Consider the following 15,412-nt stretch of genomic DNA (forward strand, 5'->3'; position numbering starts at 1 on the left):
GAGCCTGTGGCTCAATTCACCCCCGAGGTATTTTTAAACAGAAGAAGGTTTGGGAGCGTGCTGGATTGAGGCGGCATGCAGTTTGCCCATTGTCTTTTCCACAGGACTGCTTTTATTGTACCCGAACGGGCCGGGCCATTTTTGTGCCCTGAAGTCCCGAATCTTTGAGTTTCGCTGCGAGGTCGCAGGTGGTGACATCTTCCCACACTGGCTGAGCAGGCCGATTGTGCCCCGATCAAGGGGCAGTTGAACGCCTGAACCCGTGGATGCGGGTGAAAGGAATATAATGGGCAGACAGCGTCAAGGCGCGTCTGTCGGAGAAGAACCGCGATGACGCGCGCGCAACGATTGACTATACGGGCAGGGGGCCACAGCGCCAGACCCTGCCGCGCGCCGTCCGAAATCGCCCGTACAAGACACCTCCCCAAAAGTGCCTGTCCGCCTGGACGGGTCAGGACAACGCGTTTGGCGCGGTGCACCAAGGACAAATGGCTAAGAAAATGCTTATCGATGCCACCCACGCCGAGGAAACTCGGGTTGTGGTGGTCGATGGAAACAAGGTCGAGGAATTCGATTTTGAATCCGAAAACAAACGCCAGCTCGCTGGTAACATCTATCTTGCAAAAGTAACACGGGTCGAGCCGTCGCTGCAGGCGGCTTTTGTGGACTATGGCGGGAACCGGCATGGGTTCCTTGCGTTTTCCGAGATTCATCCGGACTATTACCAGATCCCCGTCGCCGACCGCGAGGCGCTGATGGAGGAAGAGCGCGCCTATGCCGAGGCGATGAAAGCGCGCGACGAGGCTGAGGAAGCGAAGCCCAAGAAGCGTCGGTCGCGGTCGCGGAGCAAGGCAGCGGATGTGAAAACCGATGATGCAGTGGAAACGCTGGAGGTGTCGTCGGAACCGTCGGGCATGGAAACCATTGACCTGGATGACGGGGATGAGAACGCCGACATGGCCGTTCCCGAAGGCTCGTCTCCGGTCGATCGCGTTGCGGAAACGCCGGTTGAGGAACCCGAAGAGGATGCGGCTTCCGAGGATACTCCGGCTGAGACTGAAGAAGCGGATACTGAGGTTGCATCGGAAGATGACCAGCCGGATGTTGCCGCTGAGCCAGAGCTCGCAGAGGAATCTGAGCCTGATGCTGCTATTACGGATGACGCGGTGGCAGAAGAAGCTGCGGAGACCGAAGAGGCAGAAGGAAAACCGGAAGACGAGGGCGAGGCGCGTGCAGACGCGACGGCCAAGGATGACACGATTGAATCAGTGGCGGATGAGGATGACAGCGAGGATATTCGTCCTCCGCGCAAACCGCGCCCGCGTCGGTACAAGATTCAAGAGGTCATCAAGGTCCGCCAGGTCCTGCTGGTGCAGGTCGTCAAGGAAGAGCGGGGCAATAAAGGTGCCGCACTGACCACCTATCTCTCGCTTGCAGGGCGTTATTGCGTGTTGATGCCGAATACCGCGCGTGGCGGTGGGATCAGCCGCAAGATCACCAACGCACCGGATCGTAAGAAACTGAAGGAAATCGCTGCCGAGATTGACGTGCCTACGGGCGCAGGTCTGATTATTCGGACCGCTGGCGCCAAGCGTACCAAGTCCGAGATCAAGCGCGACTACGAATACCTGCAGCGCATGTGGGAACAGATCCGTGAACTGACGCTGAAATCCATCGCGCCCGCGAAGATCTATGAGGAAGGCGACCTGATCAAACGGTCGATCCGCGACCTTTACAATCGCGAGATCGACGAGGTTCTGGTCGAAGGCGAGGGCGGCTATCGCATCGCCAAGGACTTCATGAAAATGATAATGCCGTCACACGCCAAGAACGTGAAGCGGTATGAGGATTCGTTGCCTCTGTTTGCGCGTTATCAGGTGGAAAGCTATCTGGCTGGGATGTTCAACCCGACCGTACAGCTGAAATCCGGCGGCTATATCGTGATCGGCGTGACTGAGGCGCTTGTGGCGATCGACGTGAACTCGGGGCGGGCGACCAAGGAAGGCTCGATCGAGGAAACCGCGCTCAAGACCAACCTTGAGGCGGCCGAGGAAGTCGCGCGCCAGCTGCGCCTGCGCGATCTGGCCGGTCTGATCGTCATCGACTTTATCGATATGGACGAGCGTAAGAACAACTCGGCTGTCGAAAAGCGCCTGAAGGACAAGTTGAAAACCGACCGTGCCCGCATTCAGGTGGGTCGGATTTCCGGCTTTGGCCTGCTCGAGATGAGCCGTCAACGTCTGCGCCCCGGCATGCTTGAGGCGACGACACAGCCTTGTCCATCGTGCCATGGCACAGGGCTGATCCGCTCGGATGATAATATGGCGCTGACCATTCTGCGCCAGATCGAAGAAGAGGGTACCCGCCGCCGCTCACGCGAGGTGTTGGTACGCTGCCCTGTCAGCATTGCGAACTTCCTGATGAACCAGAAGCGCGAGCATATCGCGCAGATCGAGGCACGCTATGGCCTGTCGGTTCGGATCGAAGGCGATATTCATCTGGTCAGCCCCGATTTCTCGATGGAGAAGTTCAAGACTGCCAGCCGAATTGTGCCCGAAGCCTCCGCGCCTGTTGTGTCGGTGGACGCGTCCCTAATGGATCTCGTGGATGCAGATGAAGAGGAAAAGGTCGAGGAAGAAACGCCTGTGACCGACGAAGAGGTCAAACCCAAACGCAAACGTCGTCGTCGGCGTCGCAAGAAAGGCAATGGGAATGGCGATCAGGCCGAAGGGACGGCGGACGAGGCTGAAAGCCAGGACGAACCCTCTGCGGAAGATGCGCCTGCCGAAGCGGATGCAGCCGAGAAAAGCGACGAGGAAGCAGAGGTCAAACCAAAGCGTCGTCGTGCACCGCGCCGCAAAAAGAAAGAAGAAGCACCGGTTGAAGATGAAGTCAGCGCCGAGGCGTCTGATGAGGCCGAGACACCTTCGGAACCCCTTGAAGCGGCAGCGGTTGAAGAACCGCGTGTCGAAGCTGCCGAAGAACCTGCGGCCGAGACGTCAGAGGATTCCCAAGAAGCGGAGCCTGCAGTCGCAGCGGATGAACCTGTGGCAGAACCCGAAGCCGAAGAAGTTTCCGAAGAAGGGGCTGCAGCAGAACCTGTTGAAGAGCTTAGCGCCGAGCCAACCGCTGAACCCGTTGCCGAAGCCACGGAAGAACCTGCAGCGGAACCCATCGCTGAGGCTCCGCAAGAGCCTTTGGTCGAAGAACCGGTTCTTGAGGTTGTGTCGGACGAACCTGAAAAGCCCGCTAAGCCGAAAAGGCGTGGGTGGTGGTCATTGGGACAGTGACCAAAGGGCGGGCCAATGGCCCGCCTTTTTTGTTCAGTATTGAAACAATTCTAGCCTATTTTCTGGATGATATAGATCTGATGCCCGTCTGCCTCGTCCTGTGAAACGAGGCGATGACCGCTTTCCGCGCAAAAATGCGGAACGTCGACAACGGCTGCCGGATCGTCGGCCAAGACACGCAATAATGCGCCTTCCGGCATAGATTTCAGGCGCTTACGTGCCTTGAGGACGGGTAGGGGGCATAGCAGCCCCAACGCATCAAGTGTATCAGATGGGTTTGACATAGGTCTGAGATATTTCCAACTTGGCTGGGTGTCCAGCGTGCAACCACGAGGATGTGACCGAATGGCCCCGTGACGTTCACGGCCTCATACCATATGTGCTGAAACATGTTCGGAATTGATATCATAGACGCGGGCCTGCTGCCTGCCATGTTCATCGCAATGCTGGGCGGGCTGATCAGCTTTCTGTCGCCTTGCGTTTTGCCCATCGTTCCGCCTTATCTGGCGTATATGAGCGGCGTGTCGATCAACGAAATGCAGGATCAGGCGGCCGCTAGACGCAAGGCAACTCTGACGGCGCTGTTCTTTGTGCTTGGCCTGTCGACTGTCTTCCTGTTGCTGGGCTTTACCGCATCGGCCTTCGGGGCCTTTGTGCTGCAAAATCAAGTGCTGTTCGCAAAGCTGTCGGGCGCGGTTGTTATCGTGTTCGGCCTGCACTTTCTGAACGTGTTCCGCATTCCTTTCCTGGACCGGGAAGCGCGGATTGAAACGGGCGACTCGGGTGGTTCCGTGTTTGGAGCCTATATTCTGGGCCTTGCATTCGCCTTCGGCTGGACGCCCTGCATCGGGCCGCAACTGGGGGCGATTCTGTCTCTGGCCGCGTCCGAGGCCTCGGTCGCTCGGGGAACTTTGTTGCTGGGCGTTTATGCGGCCGGGCTGGGTATTCCGTTCCTGCTGGCAGCGATGTTCCTGAACCGCTCGATGACTGTGATGAACAAGATCAAACCGCACATGGCGACGATCGAGAAAGTCATGGGTGGCCTGCTGCTGTTCGTAGGTATCATGCTGATCACCGGCCTGTTCACTCAGTTCAGCTGGTGGCTGCTGGAAACCTTCCCTGCGTTGGCAAATTTCGGTTAAAAACCGGACCCCTCTTACCTTGCCGGTAACGCTGCGCTAACCTGCGCCGCAGAAGGTAAGAGCATGCGCAGTCACGACAATCACAGGCAGGTCAAACGGCGCCGGGTGTTCTATATTCCCGGCTATGACCCCATTCATCCCCGCCGGTACCGAGAGCTTTACCGGACCGAAAGCGCGGCGCAGGCGGCCCTATCAGGGTATGAAATCACGCTTTCGCCCAGAACCGGCGATGGGCCTTATGGCTGGCACGTGCTTTCCGTCCAGGACGGGGCGGCGGTAGAGGCCGAGTTTCAGGTGCTCGTGTGGTCGGATATCGTGCGCGACAGCATGTCGAACTCGATACCGGCAACCTATGGGCAACTGATCAGAACTGCGTGGGTCTATATCTCGACTGGGGCTTTGTGGCGGTTGATGAAGCTCCGCAAAGGTCCTGTAATCGCCGCAATTTATCCGGTTGCGATGTTGCTGATCCAATTGGGTGTCGCTGTCGGCGCCGCGTTGGGAATATGGGCGCTTCTGTCGTCGATACTGGGCTGGGTGGCCTGCCTTCCTGCCACCGCATTGGGCTATGCCGTGCTGCGATGGTTCCGCAAAATCGACAACCACCTGTTCGCCTATTACCTGATGCATGACTATGCCCATTCCGCCGCATGTCGGGGGCGAACGCCTCTAGCTTTGCAGCAACGCCTTGCTGAATTCGCGTCGTTGGTCAACGCCGCTCTAAAGGACGACGTGGATGAAGTTCTAGTCGTAGGCCACAGTTCGGGCGCGCATCTTGGTGTCGCCGTCCTGGCCGAACTTATCCGGTCTGCACTCCCAGACAGAGACGGTCCAACACTGTCTTTTCTGTCGCTTGGTCAAGTGGTTCCGATGGTCTCTTTTCTGCCGGACGCGACCAACCTACGCGCTGATCTGCAGTTCCTCTCGCAGCAAGAGGGGGTGACGTGGGTCGATGTCTCCGCCCCCGGCGACGGATGCGCCTTTGCGCTTTGTGATCCTGTGTCTGTGACAGGCGTTGGAACCGATACGAAAAAGTGGCCTTTGGTGCTATCGGCCGCCTTTACGCAGACACTTTCACCTGAGCGGTGGGGGCAGTTGCGCTGGCGGTTCTTTCGGCTGCATTTTCAATATCTTTGCGCTTTCGACCGGGCGGGAGCCTATGATTATTTCCGTGTGACCGCTGGACCTTTGACGTTGGGTGCACGTTTTGGGGATCGCGCACCGTCCAAATCGCGCATTGATACGCCTGTGTCGAAATACCGCTCGGTGGTTGGATGAAACCGCCCAAGCCGACCCCGCGGCCAGACAAGGTCTCGCTTTGGCGGTATCTCAAATTGTTTCGGCAGGATCTTTTGTCGGCCCAGCCACAACGGCTCTACCGGGCATGGATGGCTGAGTTTCGGACTGTTTTCTTTCGCTCCTACATGATCAACCAGCCGGAGCTAGTTGAAATTGTATTGAAAAAGGGGCCCGACGACTTCCCCAAGTCCAACCGCATCGCCGAAGGCCTGCGCCCTTTGCTGGGCAATTCAGTGTTTCTGACCAATGGCGACACCTGGAAACGCCAGCGGCGGATCATTGATCCTGCCTTTGAAGGTGGCCGCCTGAAAGATACCTTTCCGGCGATGCAGGATGCCGCGCAAGCCGCCAGCGATCGGTTGCAGCAAAGCCTGAACCAAATCCTCGAATGCGAGGAATTCACCAGCCACGCTGCGGCGGATGTGATCTTTCGCACCCTGTTTTCCGTGCCCATCGAGCATGAAGTTGCCGCACAGGTGTTCACTAAATTTCGCGCCTATCAACGCAGACAGCCCTTGTTGAACCTAGCCGCGTTCCTACCGCTGCCTAGATGGATGCCTCGGTTCCATTCACGCCAAACAAAACAAAATGCCCGAGAAATCAGAGAGCTGATCGAACATCTTATCTCAGCGCGCGCCGCGCTGATCGCCCAAGGTATGGCGCCAAACGATCTGGCGACCAAGATCATGACGACCCCGGACCCCCAGACTGGCAAGTGTTTCGACACAGACGAGATGGTGGATCAGGTGGCCATCTTCTTTCTGGCTGGCCACGAGACCAGCGCATCCGCATTAGCGTGGGCCCTGTACCTACTGGCACTGTATCCGGACTGGCAGGACAAGGTGGCTGAAGAGGCCGCAGCGCTGGACACCCCCGGCATGACCGCCGTTGCTGGCTTGAAGATCAGCCGCGATGTGTTCCGCGAAACCCTGCGCCTATACCCGCCGGTCCCGATGATGGTGCGGCAGGCCACATGCCCCGAAGTCTTTCGGAACCGGCAGATACAACCCGGTGCTCAGATGGTTATCAGCCCCTGGCACCTGCATCGTCATGAACGCCTGTGGGACAATCCCGACGGGTTCGACCCCGGCAGATGGCACACTGAGAATGGCAAAACCTGCCAGCGCACCGCGTTTATTCCGTTTTCGGCAGGCGCACGGGTCTGTAGCGGGGCAGGGTTCGCGATGGTCGAAGGGCCTTTGATCCTGTCTACGCTGCTGCGCCGATATCGCTTCGAACTGGTCGAAGGCCAAACACCGGTTCCCGTGGCTCATCTGACCGTTCGCTCAAAAGATGGCATTCGGTTGCGTGTGGTTGAGCGCTAACAAACTACCATCACCAATCACGTTGCTGTATGCGGTTGAAAACAGCGGAATCATTTCGAACGGGAAAACCTTATGTCCAAATCAGAACAGCGCGCGCAAATGGCCAATGGGGCGGGGTTTATCGCCGCTCTGGATCAAAGCGGTGGTTCGACCCCCAAGGCGCTGGCGCTTTATGGTGTTGAGGCATCGGATTACAGCTCGGATGCTGAGATGTTCGGCGAAATCCAGAAGATGCGCGCGCGCATCATTCTGGCCGATGACTTCACTAAGGATAAAGTGATCGGCGCCATCCTGTTCGAACGTACCCTGAGCGAAGAGATCGACGGCAGGAAAGTTGCCGATTACCTGTGGTCGCAAAAAGGGATCGTGCCGTTCCTCAAGATCGACAAGGGGCTAGAGGATGAAGCGAACGGCGTACAGATGATGAAGCCGATCCCTGGCTTGGCGGATACGTTGGCCAAGGCCGACGGTGTTTTCGGCACCAAGGAGCGTTCTGTCATCCATGAGGCGAATGCAGAGGGCATCGCCGCTGTGGTCGCCCAACAGTTCGACGTCGCACGCGAGGTTGTTGCAGCTGGTATGGTGCCGATTGTCGAGCCTGAGGTAAACATCAACTCCTCCACCAAGGCCGAGGCCGAGGACATCCTGAAAGCGGAAATCCTGAAGAATCTCGACCAGTTGGAGGACGGGCAGGATGTAATGCTGAAGCTGACCATCCCCAGCACCGCCAATCTTTACGATGCTGTGGCCGATCACCCGCGTGTTCTGCGCGTTGTGGCGCTTTCGGGTGGGTATTCGACTGATCAGGCCTGTGCGCTGCTGTCCGAGAACGGCAAGATGATCGCATCTTTCTCGCGGGCGCTGACCGAGGGTTTGTCGAAACAGCAATCAGATGCCGAGTTCAACGCGGCGCTGGGTGGCAATATCGACAAGATCTTCCAGGCTTCGGTCTGATCTGACCTAAACCGGTTTTGTGAATTCGCGGCGCAAACGCGCCGCTTTTTCACGCATCACGCACCCTTCCGCGTGATCATTCACAAGCCCCATCGCCTGCATGAAGGCAAAAACCGTGGTGGGGCCCACGAATTTCCAGCCCCGTTTCTTCAAATCCTTCGACATCGCAATGGACTCGGCCGAGGTTGAGGCCGTTTGCGGAACCGGGGGCATTGTCGTCTCATACCGCCACACATAAGCTGCCAGCGACCCCTCGGCCGCAATCAATTCCTGCGCCCGTTGGGCGTTGTTGATCACGGCCTCGATCTTGCCGCGATGCCGGATGATACCTGCATCCTGCAACAACCGTTCCACATCCGCGTCATCAAATTGCGCCACCTCTTTGATATTGAAATGTCTAAACGCTTTACGGAAATTTTCGCGTTTGGACAGGATTGTGCGCCAGCTTAAGCCGGATTGAAAACTTTCGAGGCAGAGCTTTTCGAATAACCGTTGATCATCCGCGACTGGATATCCCCATTCAGCATCATGATACGCAAAGAACTCAGGTGCGGCCTGACACCAGGCGCATCTGGGTTGGCCGTCCGGGCCTTGTACGGTCTTCAACATGTTTGTGCCCTTTTTGTTCCATTGACGCTACTGCGCCTCAGGCCAAAAAGCAATCGCTCACGGACGGTTGCGGTACCAGTTCAGCACATAGACCCGAATTGCCGACGCTAACCCGATATCAGGGTCACGCTCCACATCAATCTGCGCAGCCAACGCATTGATAGGCATCTGTTTTTGCTTTGCAATATCCCGAAATGCGGACCAAAATTCATCCTCAAGCGAGACCGAAGTTCGGTGCCCTTTGAGGGTCACAGAGCGTTTGACAGGGCGCCCGCTCATTCATCTAACTCGTGATTGTCCAGATCGCGTGTCTGTTTTTCTCGATCCAGCCGGTCCGCCTCTTTCTGAACTTTACTGCGCCCGAAAGCGACGGCGTTCTGGTCAGCGCGGGCCTTTTTGTTGGCCCGCGCTTTTTCCTTGCGGTACCGGTTCAGATTGACCGGTTTGCCCATCAGTCCTTTGGGCCAATCATCTGTTCGGGGCGGACAACCGCGTCAAAGGTCGCCTCATCCACGAAACCCAGCGCGATGGCTTCTTCTTTCAAAGTCGTGCCATTCTTGTGCGCCGTTTTGGCAACCTTAGTGGCGTTGTCATAACCAATGGTGGGGGCCAGTGCTGTCACCAGCATCAGCGATTCCTTCATCAGCTTGTCGATGCGCGGTTCGTTGGCCTGAATGCCCAGCAGCATCCGTTCCGTAAAGCTGTCCGCAGCATCGCCCAGCAACTGGATGGATTGCAGCAGGTTGTAGGACATCATCGGGTTGTAGACGTTCAGTTCAAAATGACCCTGACTACCTGCGAATTTGATCGCGGCGTCATTGCCCATCACATGCGCTGCCACCTGGGTCAGCGCTTCGGCCTGTGTTGGGTTCACTTTGCCGGGCATGATGGACGAACCGGGCTCATTCTCGGGTAGGATCAGTTCGCCAAGGCCGGAGCGAGGGCCGGACCCCAAAAGCCTGATATCATTGGCGATCTTGTAGCAGCTACCGGCAATTGTCGCCAACGCGCCAGACAGGAATACCATGGCATCATGTGCGGCCAGCGCCTCGAACTTGTTTGGCGCGGTGACAAAGGGCAGGCCAGTGATTTCTGCCATATTGGCTGCCACAGCCTCGCCCCATCCGTGCTGCGTGTTCAAACCGGTACCTACAGCTGTACCGCCTTGGGCCAACTCATAAATGCCGGGCATTGCAGCGTTTACACGTGCGATTCCCTGTCGGATTTGATGGGCATAGCCGCCAAATTCCTGGCCAAGCGTCAGCGGGGTCGCGTCTTGCGTATGGGTACGGCCGATCTTGATGATATCTTTGAACTCATCCGCTTTCTGTTCCAGTCCACTGGCCAGCTTTTCCAGGCCGGGCAAGAGGACATCCCGAACGCTCATCGCGGTTGCGATATGCATGGCGGTTGGGAAGGTGTCGTTTGACGATTGCCCCATATTGCAGTGATCATTGGGATGCACCGGGTCCTTCGATCCGATTACGCCGCCGAGAATCTCGATGGCGCGGTTTGCAATCACCTCGTTCGAGTTCATGTTCGATTGGGTGCCGGAGCCGGTTTGCCACACTACTAGCGGGAAGTTGTCGTCGAACTTCCCTTCAAACACCTCACCAGCCGCCTGAATTACCGCATCCGCAATCGTTGCGTCCAGTTTGCCGGTTGCCTTGTTCTGCATGGCGCAGGCTTTCTTGATCACCCCTAGCGCGCGCACGATGGCGACGGGCTGTTTTTCCCAGCCGATGGGAAAATTCATGATCGAGCGTTGCGTCTGCGCGCCCCAATACTTGTCTGAGGGAACCTCCAACGGGCCAAAGCTGTCGGATTCGGTGCGGGTCTGGGACATCGGTCACTCCGTCTTGTATGCCGTTGCATGCCGTTTACGCACAACTTTAGCATCATGCAATCGGCCAGTTGCGCGCACCATAAACTTAAGGTGGGCAAAGGTATAGATCGTGCCGGGTGTCATTTTCTTCTGTTAAACTTCAAACGGACCATTGTACGCGCCGGTAGGTGAGCTAGAATAGTACATCATCATTTTGGAGGCTCACGTGCTCCTACAAGTTCCGGTTCATTCCTTTAGACTTATTGGCCTTATTGCAGGTTGGGTGGCGTTTTTTTCGGTCGTCGCATTGCCATCGCATGCTGCTGAGATCACGCCCTTTGTCGGTGACTATGTAGGTTCGGCCAATATGGTTGATCAGGATGGCACCGAAACCCCAAGGGACATGAGCGTTTCGATCCAAGAGAACAAAAACGGATTCAATGTCAGTTGGAAAACGACGACCTACAAGCATGACGGGCGCGTGAAAGAGCAGGCCTTCTCGATCGACTTCAACCCCTCTGAGCGATCTGATGTTTTCTCGGCCGCGATGCGCCGAAACGTTTTCGGGCACGAAGTGCCGTTGGACCCGATGCAAGGCGAGCCATTCGTCTGGGGCCGCATCATGGACGACACCCTGACCGTGTTTTCGTTGTTTATTGATGAAAACGGTGGATACGAGCTGCAGCAGTTCGACCGCACCCTGGCGGAGGGTGGGCTTGATCTATCCTTTTCCCGGTTTCGCAACGGGATCAAGTCTCGCTCGGTCGAGACCTTCCTGAAAAAACAATAATCCCGACAGGGTTACTTCCGGAAACTGTCTAGCGACACGACATCAGCGTCATGATGCTCGTCCTGCTCGGCCTCGATTTCAATCGGCGCCTCTGCTATCGGTACCTCATCGTCCTCATCTTCGGCGCTTTCAAAACGCAGTCCGAATTCGACAGAAGGATCGACGAAAGTTTTGATCGCAACATACGGAATATACAGCGGTTCCGGAGCATCACCGAAGTTCAGCGTAATTGCAAAACCCGAGTCTCCGACTTCGAGATTTTCGAACCAGTGCTGCATGACGATCGTCATCTCTTCTGGATATCGCTCGCGCAGCCAATCGGCCATTTCAACGCCGTTCTGGCGCGTGTCGAAAGTAATAAAGAAATGATGCGCTCCGGGAAGACCGTTTTCAGAAACGCTGGTCAGAACCGTTTTGATCAGCCCGCGCATGGCGGTGTGCATCAGGTTCCCGTAATCAATGTCCTGCGACATGTGTCATCCTCAAATATGGTGCCCTTCAGCATAAGGGATTCCATTGGAAACGAAAGACCGAGAGTCGCGGGATTGTTCAAAGAAAATACGTTCCGACACCGGCTATGGCCATCAGGGCCAATGTCTTTCCCATGCCGAATTTGAATCGAAATATCAACACTCCAGCGATCACAGTTAATATCAGGGCGGATATATTGAGCGTATTTGCAGCGGGCCAGGGCAAACGAACAAGCCCCCACGCTATCTCTGTCACGTCCGTGAAAAAAACATGCAAGGCAAACCAAAGAGAAAGGTTGAGAATCACACCCACAACTGCCGCCGTTATGCCATGCAATGCGGCTGAAAGGCGGGGTCTGGCGGCCAGCTGGTCCAAGTATGGTGCGGTCAGGAATATCCACAGGAAACACGGCACGAATGTAGCCCAAAGCGCAACGATTCCCGCAGCCAACGCCAACGGCAAACCTGCCGTTGTTTGTCCGGTCAGCATGGCAACGAATTGGGTAACAAGGATAAGCGGGCCCGGGGTCGTTTCAGCCAAACCCAATGCGTCGATCATCTGGTTGGTTGTGATCCACTCGTATCTTTGGACGACGGTTTGCGTCATATACGCAAGAACGGCATATGCGCCACCAAATGTGACTACTGCCAAACGGGCGAAAAACCAACCCAGATCGCTTAACAGTTTAGCGCCCGCAATGCTGAGGAGAAACAAAGGTGTCAGCCACAGAGTGATCCAAATCAGACAGGTGCGCACAGGGTTGGTTTGGGGCGAGTAAATGCCCGATACGGAAGACTGGCCCCCATCAAGCCGTAGATACCCCCAAACCGCGGCACTCAGAATAATGACAGGAAAGGGCAGTTGCAGTGCGAAGATGGTCAGAAAACCGAACAGGGCGATAAGTTTGCTTTCGCCACTGGTCAACGCGCGGCGTGACAGATTGCGCAATGCTTGAATGACAATGACGATGACTGTTGCCTTCACTCCTAGAAAGCCCGCTTGGACGAAAGGAAGGTCACCAAACCGAGCATAAAGCCAAACCAAAGCGCCAATCACTATGGCACCCGGCAGTACAAATAGGGTGCCGGCAATCAAACCGCCGGGCACGCCGCGCAAACGCCAGCCGGCATAGGTGGCCAACTGCATTGCCTCGGGGCCGGGAAGCAGCATGCAAAGTGACAGCGCCCGCAGATAGGTGTGTTCATCCAACCAAGGGCGTTTTTCGACAAGTTCTTCGTGCATCAATGAGATTTGCGCCGCGGGTCCGCCAAAAGATAGCAGGCCAATACGTCCAAAAACACGGATCAACTCGGGGACCGAAGGGGGCGTCATCTGGTTCTGTCCATGAAAACGGCTAGGTATTGCGCTGACGTCAAACGACAGCTGCAGCGAGCAATTCCACTTTCAGTGCGCGAAGTTAGGTCTAAGCAACAAAGAGTTACGGCGGGAATATTGCGTTTTTGTCTTTGGAGTACATTCAGAATAGGTTGAATAGGGCACGGCATGTCACTTGCCTCAGGCACGACCACGCGAAGCTTGGGGTTGCCCCATCACGGGTGTTCGCGACCTGACCCTCTGCCTGTTGCTAACGCGCATCAGACAAACGGGTCAAGCGCCCTGCAAAACTATACCCAATCCAACCGCTGCCCGGTCATACAAACAGGCAATGTATCCTTTGGGAACTGTCCTAATTGCTCGAAAAGCGAGATGAAGTCGAATTGGTTATATGCCTCAACCATTTTGTCGCCGCGAAAGCGCGCCACGACCTGACCCGTGACCTCAACCGGGGCACCATTGTCAGCCCGAGAGGTTTGAACGTGCAAAATACTGGACACCCAATCGCCGTTCTCGATGGTCTTACGTACATCAATTGAGATTTCTCCCAAGATATGGCGAAAAGCCATGACTAAATCACGAAAGTCGTCGGCACCGACCTGCATCTCGGGGATCAACCCCTCAGCCGCTGTATCAGGCGTGAAATACCGATCAATCGCATCGGTGTTGCCGTTTTCCCAAACCTCGGAATACCACTCACGTAGGATCTCTGCATGTGACATCTCAGCTCTCCTGTCTTGCTGGAACAAAGATGAACAAAAGGAGTGAACAAACTCTGAACACTGAAGATAAAATGAGGTGGAGAAATGCAGGTTTCTGTTGCCAGGTACCTGCGAACCCCGCCTTACGCGGCTAGGCGCAAGGGCTTAAGTTTCGGTCTTGTTACTGCTTACGCAGCAACTGCAACCGGAGCACGATTGTCGTTTGCAATTGTACTAGTTTCGCCGATAACGGTGGCAGACAGCCGAGACAAAGCTAACCCCTTTAGACGTTCGTCGATCCTATTTCGGCCCCGAAATCCTCAAACGAAGGATGCTTGGTGGAGCCGCCGGGTACCGCCCCCGGGTCCGATCCGCTTATTACGAGCGCGTTTATGTCCATAGTCCCGAGGGACACATCTTATATAGGTGAGGGACGTCGGGGATGCAATTGTTCAGTTTCAGAGCGTGTATTACATAATTACAGTTGCTTACGGCGCTTTATTCAAGTTTGCCAATATCAACCAAATCGCAAGTACCGCTTCGATTCCGCCAAAAGTCAGGGCCTTGACCAAAGGCGGATTGTCCAGAATGACCGACAAGAAGCGACCAAGTGCTGCTCCCGCATAGACCACGCCCAACATTGCGTAGGCCATTGGCGCATTCAGCCATAGGACCACAATACCCGTCACAACAAACAATCCGCCAACCGAGGCACGCATTTCGCTCAGCCCCATGGTGCTGTCGGTCGGGGCCAGATCCAGCGCGTTGGCGGTATAAGCCGGAGCCAGAAAGCCGAACAATCCAAAGCCGATTGTCACCACGGCCGCAATGATATTCAGGACGGATACCATCAGATCCTCTCTAAGCAGGTTTGCGTCGCTGTTCCGCGACATCATGGGCCAGTTTTCGTGTGTACTTTTCGAGTTTTGTGAGACTCTCATCAACCGCGTCGGCGTCGGCGTTTTCCAGGCCGTCGGCAATCTGGCTGTGCAGCGAAATGATTTCCTCTCGCGAGCGGGCGGTGAAGGTGATCATGTTCATCAGCGGCTGCATCGCTTCGACCGCACCCGCCAACTGATAGGACAACACAGGGTTTCCTGCGCCGTCGACCAGGGCACGGTGGAAGGCCACATCTGACGCGCAAAAAGCTTCATCCGTCAGGCCCGGCTGCGCTTGGCGAAAGATCTCGGCTCGCATTGTGGCCAGTTGATCGGCCGTGCGTCGTTGGGCCGACAAACGCGCGCAGGCGCGTTCCAAGGCATAGCGGGCCTCGCAGGCGGTGTCGAAACTGACCGTGTTCATGGACAACAACAGCGTCGACGTGGTTATTTGCTGGGAATAGGCGTCTTCAAAGCTTAGCCGATTGACAAAAGCACCGCCGGTCGCGCCCCGTTGCGTGCGGATCAGAGACTGCGCAGCTAGCCGCTTCAAGGCCTCGCGCACCGTCGGGCGCGACACCTGAAATTGGTCGGCCAACTCTGCCTCGGACGGCAAACGCTCATCAACGATCAACTGGCCCGAAACGATGGCATCGCGGATCGCCTGCGCAATCTGCGCGGACAGGTCGGCAGGCTTCTGAGGATCGATTTTCATATTCCGGCACCTGCTGGTACGTTTTTATTTGTCTGACATTTAAAAGTCTGACATTTGAATTGCAAGGACTGAGTCGGG

Annotated in this window: 16 protein-coding genes and 1 other RNA gene; 6 read left to right on the forward strand and 11 right to left on the reverse strand. The window is 56.2% G+C overall.

Annotated features, from left to right (window positions below; translation table 11 throughout):
- Window positions 1-488 precede the first annotated feature (488 nt).
- The gene (locus ACR0DB_RS16140; protein ID WP_480552089.1) at window positions 489-3,290 is read left to right on the forward strand and encodes an Rne/Rng family ribonuclease; all 2,802 of its coding nucleotides are present in this window, start codon (window positions 489-491) and stop codon (window positions 3,288-3,290) included.
- Window positions 3,291-3,340: 50 nt separating this feature from the next.
- Here ACR0DB_RS16140 and ACR0DB_RS16145 read toward each other — a convergent pair whose 3' ends face one another.
- Window positions 3,341-3,574, reverse strand: a complete 234-nt coding sequence (locus tag ACR0DB_RS16145; protein WP_170769679.1) for a sulfurtransferase TusA family protein — start codon at window positions 3,572-3,574, stop codon at window positions 3,341-3,343.
- A gap of 105 nt (window positions 3,575-3,679) precedes the next feature.
- Between ACR0DB_RS16145 and ACR0DB_RS16150 the strand changes: the two genes are divergently transcribed.
- From ACR0DB_RS16150 to ACR0DB_RS16165, 4 genes are all read left to right on the forward strand, one after another.
- Complete coding sequence (locus tag ACR0DB_RS16150) at window positions 3,680-4,432, forward strand: cytochrome c biogenesis CcdA family protein (protein WP_170769680.1); 753 nt, start codon at window positions 3,680-3,682, stop codon at window positions 4,430-4,432.
- Between the two features lie 63 nt (window positions 4,433-4,495).
- Complete coding sequence (locus tag ACR0DB_RS16155; protein WP_480552090.1) at window positions 4,496-5,710, forward strand: hypothetical protein; 1,215 nt, start codon at window positions 4,496-4,498, stop codon at window positions 5,708-5,710.
- Window positions 5,707-7,056, forward strand: coding sequence for a cytochrome P450 (locus ACR0DB_RS16160; protein WP_480552091.1), 1,350 nt, complete (start codon window positions 5,707-5,709; stop codon window positions 7,054-7,056). The genes ACR0DB_RS16155 and ACR0DB_RS16160 overlap by 4 nt, the downstream gene beginning before the upstream one ends.
- Window positions 7,057-7,128: 72 nt before the next feature.
- Complete coding sequence (locus tag ACR0DB_RS16165; RefSeq protein WP_480552092.1) at window positions 7,129-8,010, forward strand: fructose bisphosphate aldolase; 882 nt, start codon at window positions 7,129-7,131, stop codon at window positions 8,008-8,010.
- A 6-nt stretch (window positions 8,011-8,016) separates the two neighbouring features.
- On the opposite strand, the gene ACR0DB_RS16170 is transcribed toward ACR0DB_RS16165, so the two are convergent.
- The 4 genes from ACR0DB_RS16170 to fumC are packed head-to-tail and all read right to left on the reverse strand — an operon-like array spanning window position 8,017 to window position 10,465.
- The gene (locus ACR0DB_RS16170) at window positions 8,017-8,619 is read right to left on the reverse strand and encodes a DNA-3-methyladenine glycosylase I (protein ID WP_480552093.1); all 603 of its coding nucleotides are present in this window, start codon (window positions 8,617-8,619) and stop codon (window positions 8,017-8,019) included.
- A gap of 57 nt (window positions 8,620-8,676) precedes the next feature.
- Entirely contained in the window at window positions 8,677-8,898 is a 222-nt protein-coding gene (locus tag ACR0DB_RS16175; protein ID WP_170769685.1) for a ribbon-helix-helix domain-containing protein, read from the reverse strand.
- A complete protein-coding gene (locus ACR0DB_RS16180; RefSeq protein WP_480552094.1) occupies window positions 8,895-9,071 on the reverse strand; it encodes a DUF4169 family protein in 177 nt (58 codons plus the stop codon). The genes ACR0DB_RS16175 and ACR0DB_RS16180 overlap by 4 nt, the downstream gene beginning before the upstream one ends.
- Window positions 9,071-10,465 (reverse strand): class II fumarate hydratase, encoded by a 1,395-nt coding sequence (gene fumC / locus ACR0DB_RS16185; protein ID WP_480552095.1) that lies wholly within the window; start codon window positions 10,463-10,465, stop codon window positions 9,071-9,073. The genes ACR0DB_RS16180 and fumC overlap by 1 nt, the downstream gene beginning before the upstream one ends.
- 262 nt (window positions 10,466-10,727) lie before the next feature.
- On the opposite strand from fumC, the gene ACR0DB_RS16190 reads away from it, so the two are divergent.
- Window positions 10,728-11,234 carry a hypothetical protein gene (locus tag ACR0DB_RS16190; RefSeq protein ID WP_480552157.1) on the forward strand — a complete coding sequence of 169 codons (507 nt, stop codon included), beginning with the start codon at window positions 10,728-10,730 and terminating at the stop codon, window positions 11,232-11,234.
- Between the two features lie 11 nt (window positions 11,235-11,245).
- Here ACR0DB_RS16190 and ACR0DB_RS16195 read toward each other — a convergent pair whose 3' ends face one another.
- From ACR0DB_RS16195 to ACR0DB_RS16220, 6 genes are all read right to left on the reverse strand, one after another.
- A complete protein-coding gene (locus ACR0DB_RS16195) occupies window positions 11,246-11,707 on the reverse strand; it encodes an SspB family protein (protein ID WP_170786684.1) in 462 nt (153 codons plus the stop codon).
- 76 nt (window positions 11,708-11,783) lie between these two features.
- Complete coding sequence (chrA, locus tag ACR0DB_RS16200; protein ID WP_480552096.1) at window positions 11,784-13,037, reverse strand: chromate efflux transporter; 1,254 nt, start codon at window positions 13,035-13,037, stop codon at window positions 11,784-11,786.
- A 293-nt stretch (window positions 13,038-13,330) separates the two neighbouring features.
- A complete protein-coding gene (locus tag ACR0DB_RS16205; protein WP_170769690.1) occupies window positions 13,331-13,762 on the reverse strand; it encodes an ester cyclase in 432 nt (143 codons plus the stop codon).
- 83 nt (window positions 13,763-13,845) lie between these two features.
- Window positions 13,846-14,193, reverse strand: a transfer-messenger RNA (tmRNA) gene (ssrA, locus tag ACR0DB_RS16210).
- A 36-nt stretch (window positions 14,194-14,229) separates the two neighbouring features.
- The gene (locus tag ACR0DB_RS16215) at window positions 14,230-14,592 is read right to left on the reverse strand and encodes a DUF4345 family protein (RefSeq protein WP_480552097.1); all 363 of its coding nucleotides are present in this window, start codon (window positions 14,590-14,592) and stop codon (window positions 14,230-14,232) included.
- Between the two features lie 10 nt (window positions 14,593-14,602).
- Window positions 14,603-15,334 (reverse strand): FadR/GntR family transcriptional regulator, encoded by a 732-nt coding sequence (locus ACR0DB_RS16220; RefSeq protein WP_480552098.1) that lies wholly within the window; start codon window positions 15,332-15,334, stop codon window positions 14,603-14,605.
- Between the last annotated feature and the right edge of the window lie 78 nt (window positions 15,335-15,412).

The organism is Ruegeria sp. AB6, from assembly GCF_056542685.1.

Excerpts from the sequence above, each read along its gene's own strand:
- ACR0DB_RS16205 (WP_170769690.1), bottom strand. The coding sequence starts at position 13,762 with ATGTCACATGCAGAGATCCTACGTGAGTGGTATTCCGAGGTTTGGGAA.
- ACR0DB_RS16145 (WP_170769679.1), bottom strand. The coding sequence starts at position 3,574 with ATGTCAAACCCATCTGATACACTTGATGCGTTGGGGCTGCTATGCCCC.
- ACR0DB_RS16150 (WP_170769680.1), top strand. The coding sequence starts at position 3,680 with ATGTTCGGAATTGATATCATAGACGCGGGCCTGCTGCCTGCCATGTTC.
- ACR0DB_RS16160 (WP_480552091.1), top strand. The coding sequence starts at position 5,707 with ATGAAACCGCCCAAGCCGACCCCGCGGCCAGACAAGGTCTCGCTTTGG.
- ACR0DB_RS16155 (WP_480552090.1), top strand. The coding sequence starts at position 4,496 with ATGCGCAGTCACGACAATCACAGGCAGGTCAAACGGCGCCGGGTGTTC.
- chrA (WP_480552096.1), bottom strand. The coding sequence starts at position 13,037 with ATGACGCCCCCTTCGGTCCCCGAGTTGATCCGTGTTTTTGGACGTATT.
- ACR0DB_RS16195 (WP_170786684.1), bottom strand. The coding sequence starts at position 11,707 with ATGTCGCAGGACATTGATTACGGGAACCTGATGCACACCGCCATGCGC.
- ACR0DB_RS16170 (WP_480552093.1), bottom strand. The coding sequence starts at position 8,619 with ATGTTGAAGACCGTACAAGGCCCGGACGGCCAACCCAGATGCGCCTGG.
- ACR0DB_RS16175 (WP_170769685.1), bottom strand. The coding sequence starts at position 8,898 with ATGAGCGGGCGCCCTGTCAAACGCTCTGTGACCCTCAAAGGGCACCGA.
- ACR0DB_RS16215 (WP_480552097.1), bottom strand. The coding sequence starts at position 14,592 with ATGGTATCCGTCCTGAATATCATTGCGGCCGTGGTGACAATCGGCTTT.
- ACR0DB_RS16165 (WP_480552092.1), top strand. The coding sequence starts at position 7,129 with ATGTCCAAATCAGAACAGCGCGCGCAAATGGCCAATGGGGCGGGGTTT.
- ACR0DB_RS16180 (WP_480552094.1), bottom strand. The coding sequence starts at position 9,071 with ATGGGCAAACCGGTCAATCTGAACCGGTACCGCAAGGAAAAAGCGCGG.
- fumC (WP_480552095.1), bottom strand. The coding sequence starts at position 10,465 with ATGTCCCAGACCCGCACCGAATCCGACAGCTTTGGCCCGTTGGAGGTT.
- ACR0DB_RS16140 (WP_480552089.1), top strand. The coding sequence starts at position 489 with ATGGCTAAGAAAATGCTTATCGATGCCACCCACGCCGAGGAAACTCGG.
- ACR0DB_RS16220 (WP_480552098.1), bottom strand. The coding sequence starts at position 15,334 with ATGAAAATCGATCCTCAGAAGCCTGCCGACCTGTCCGCGCAGATTGCG.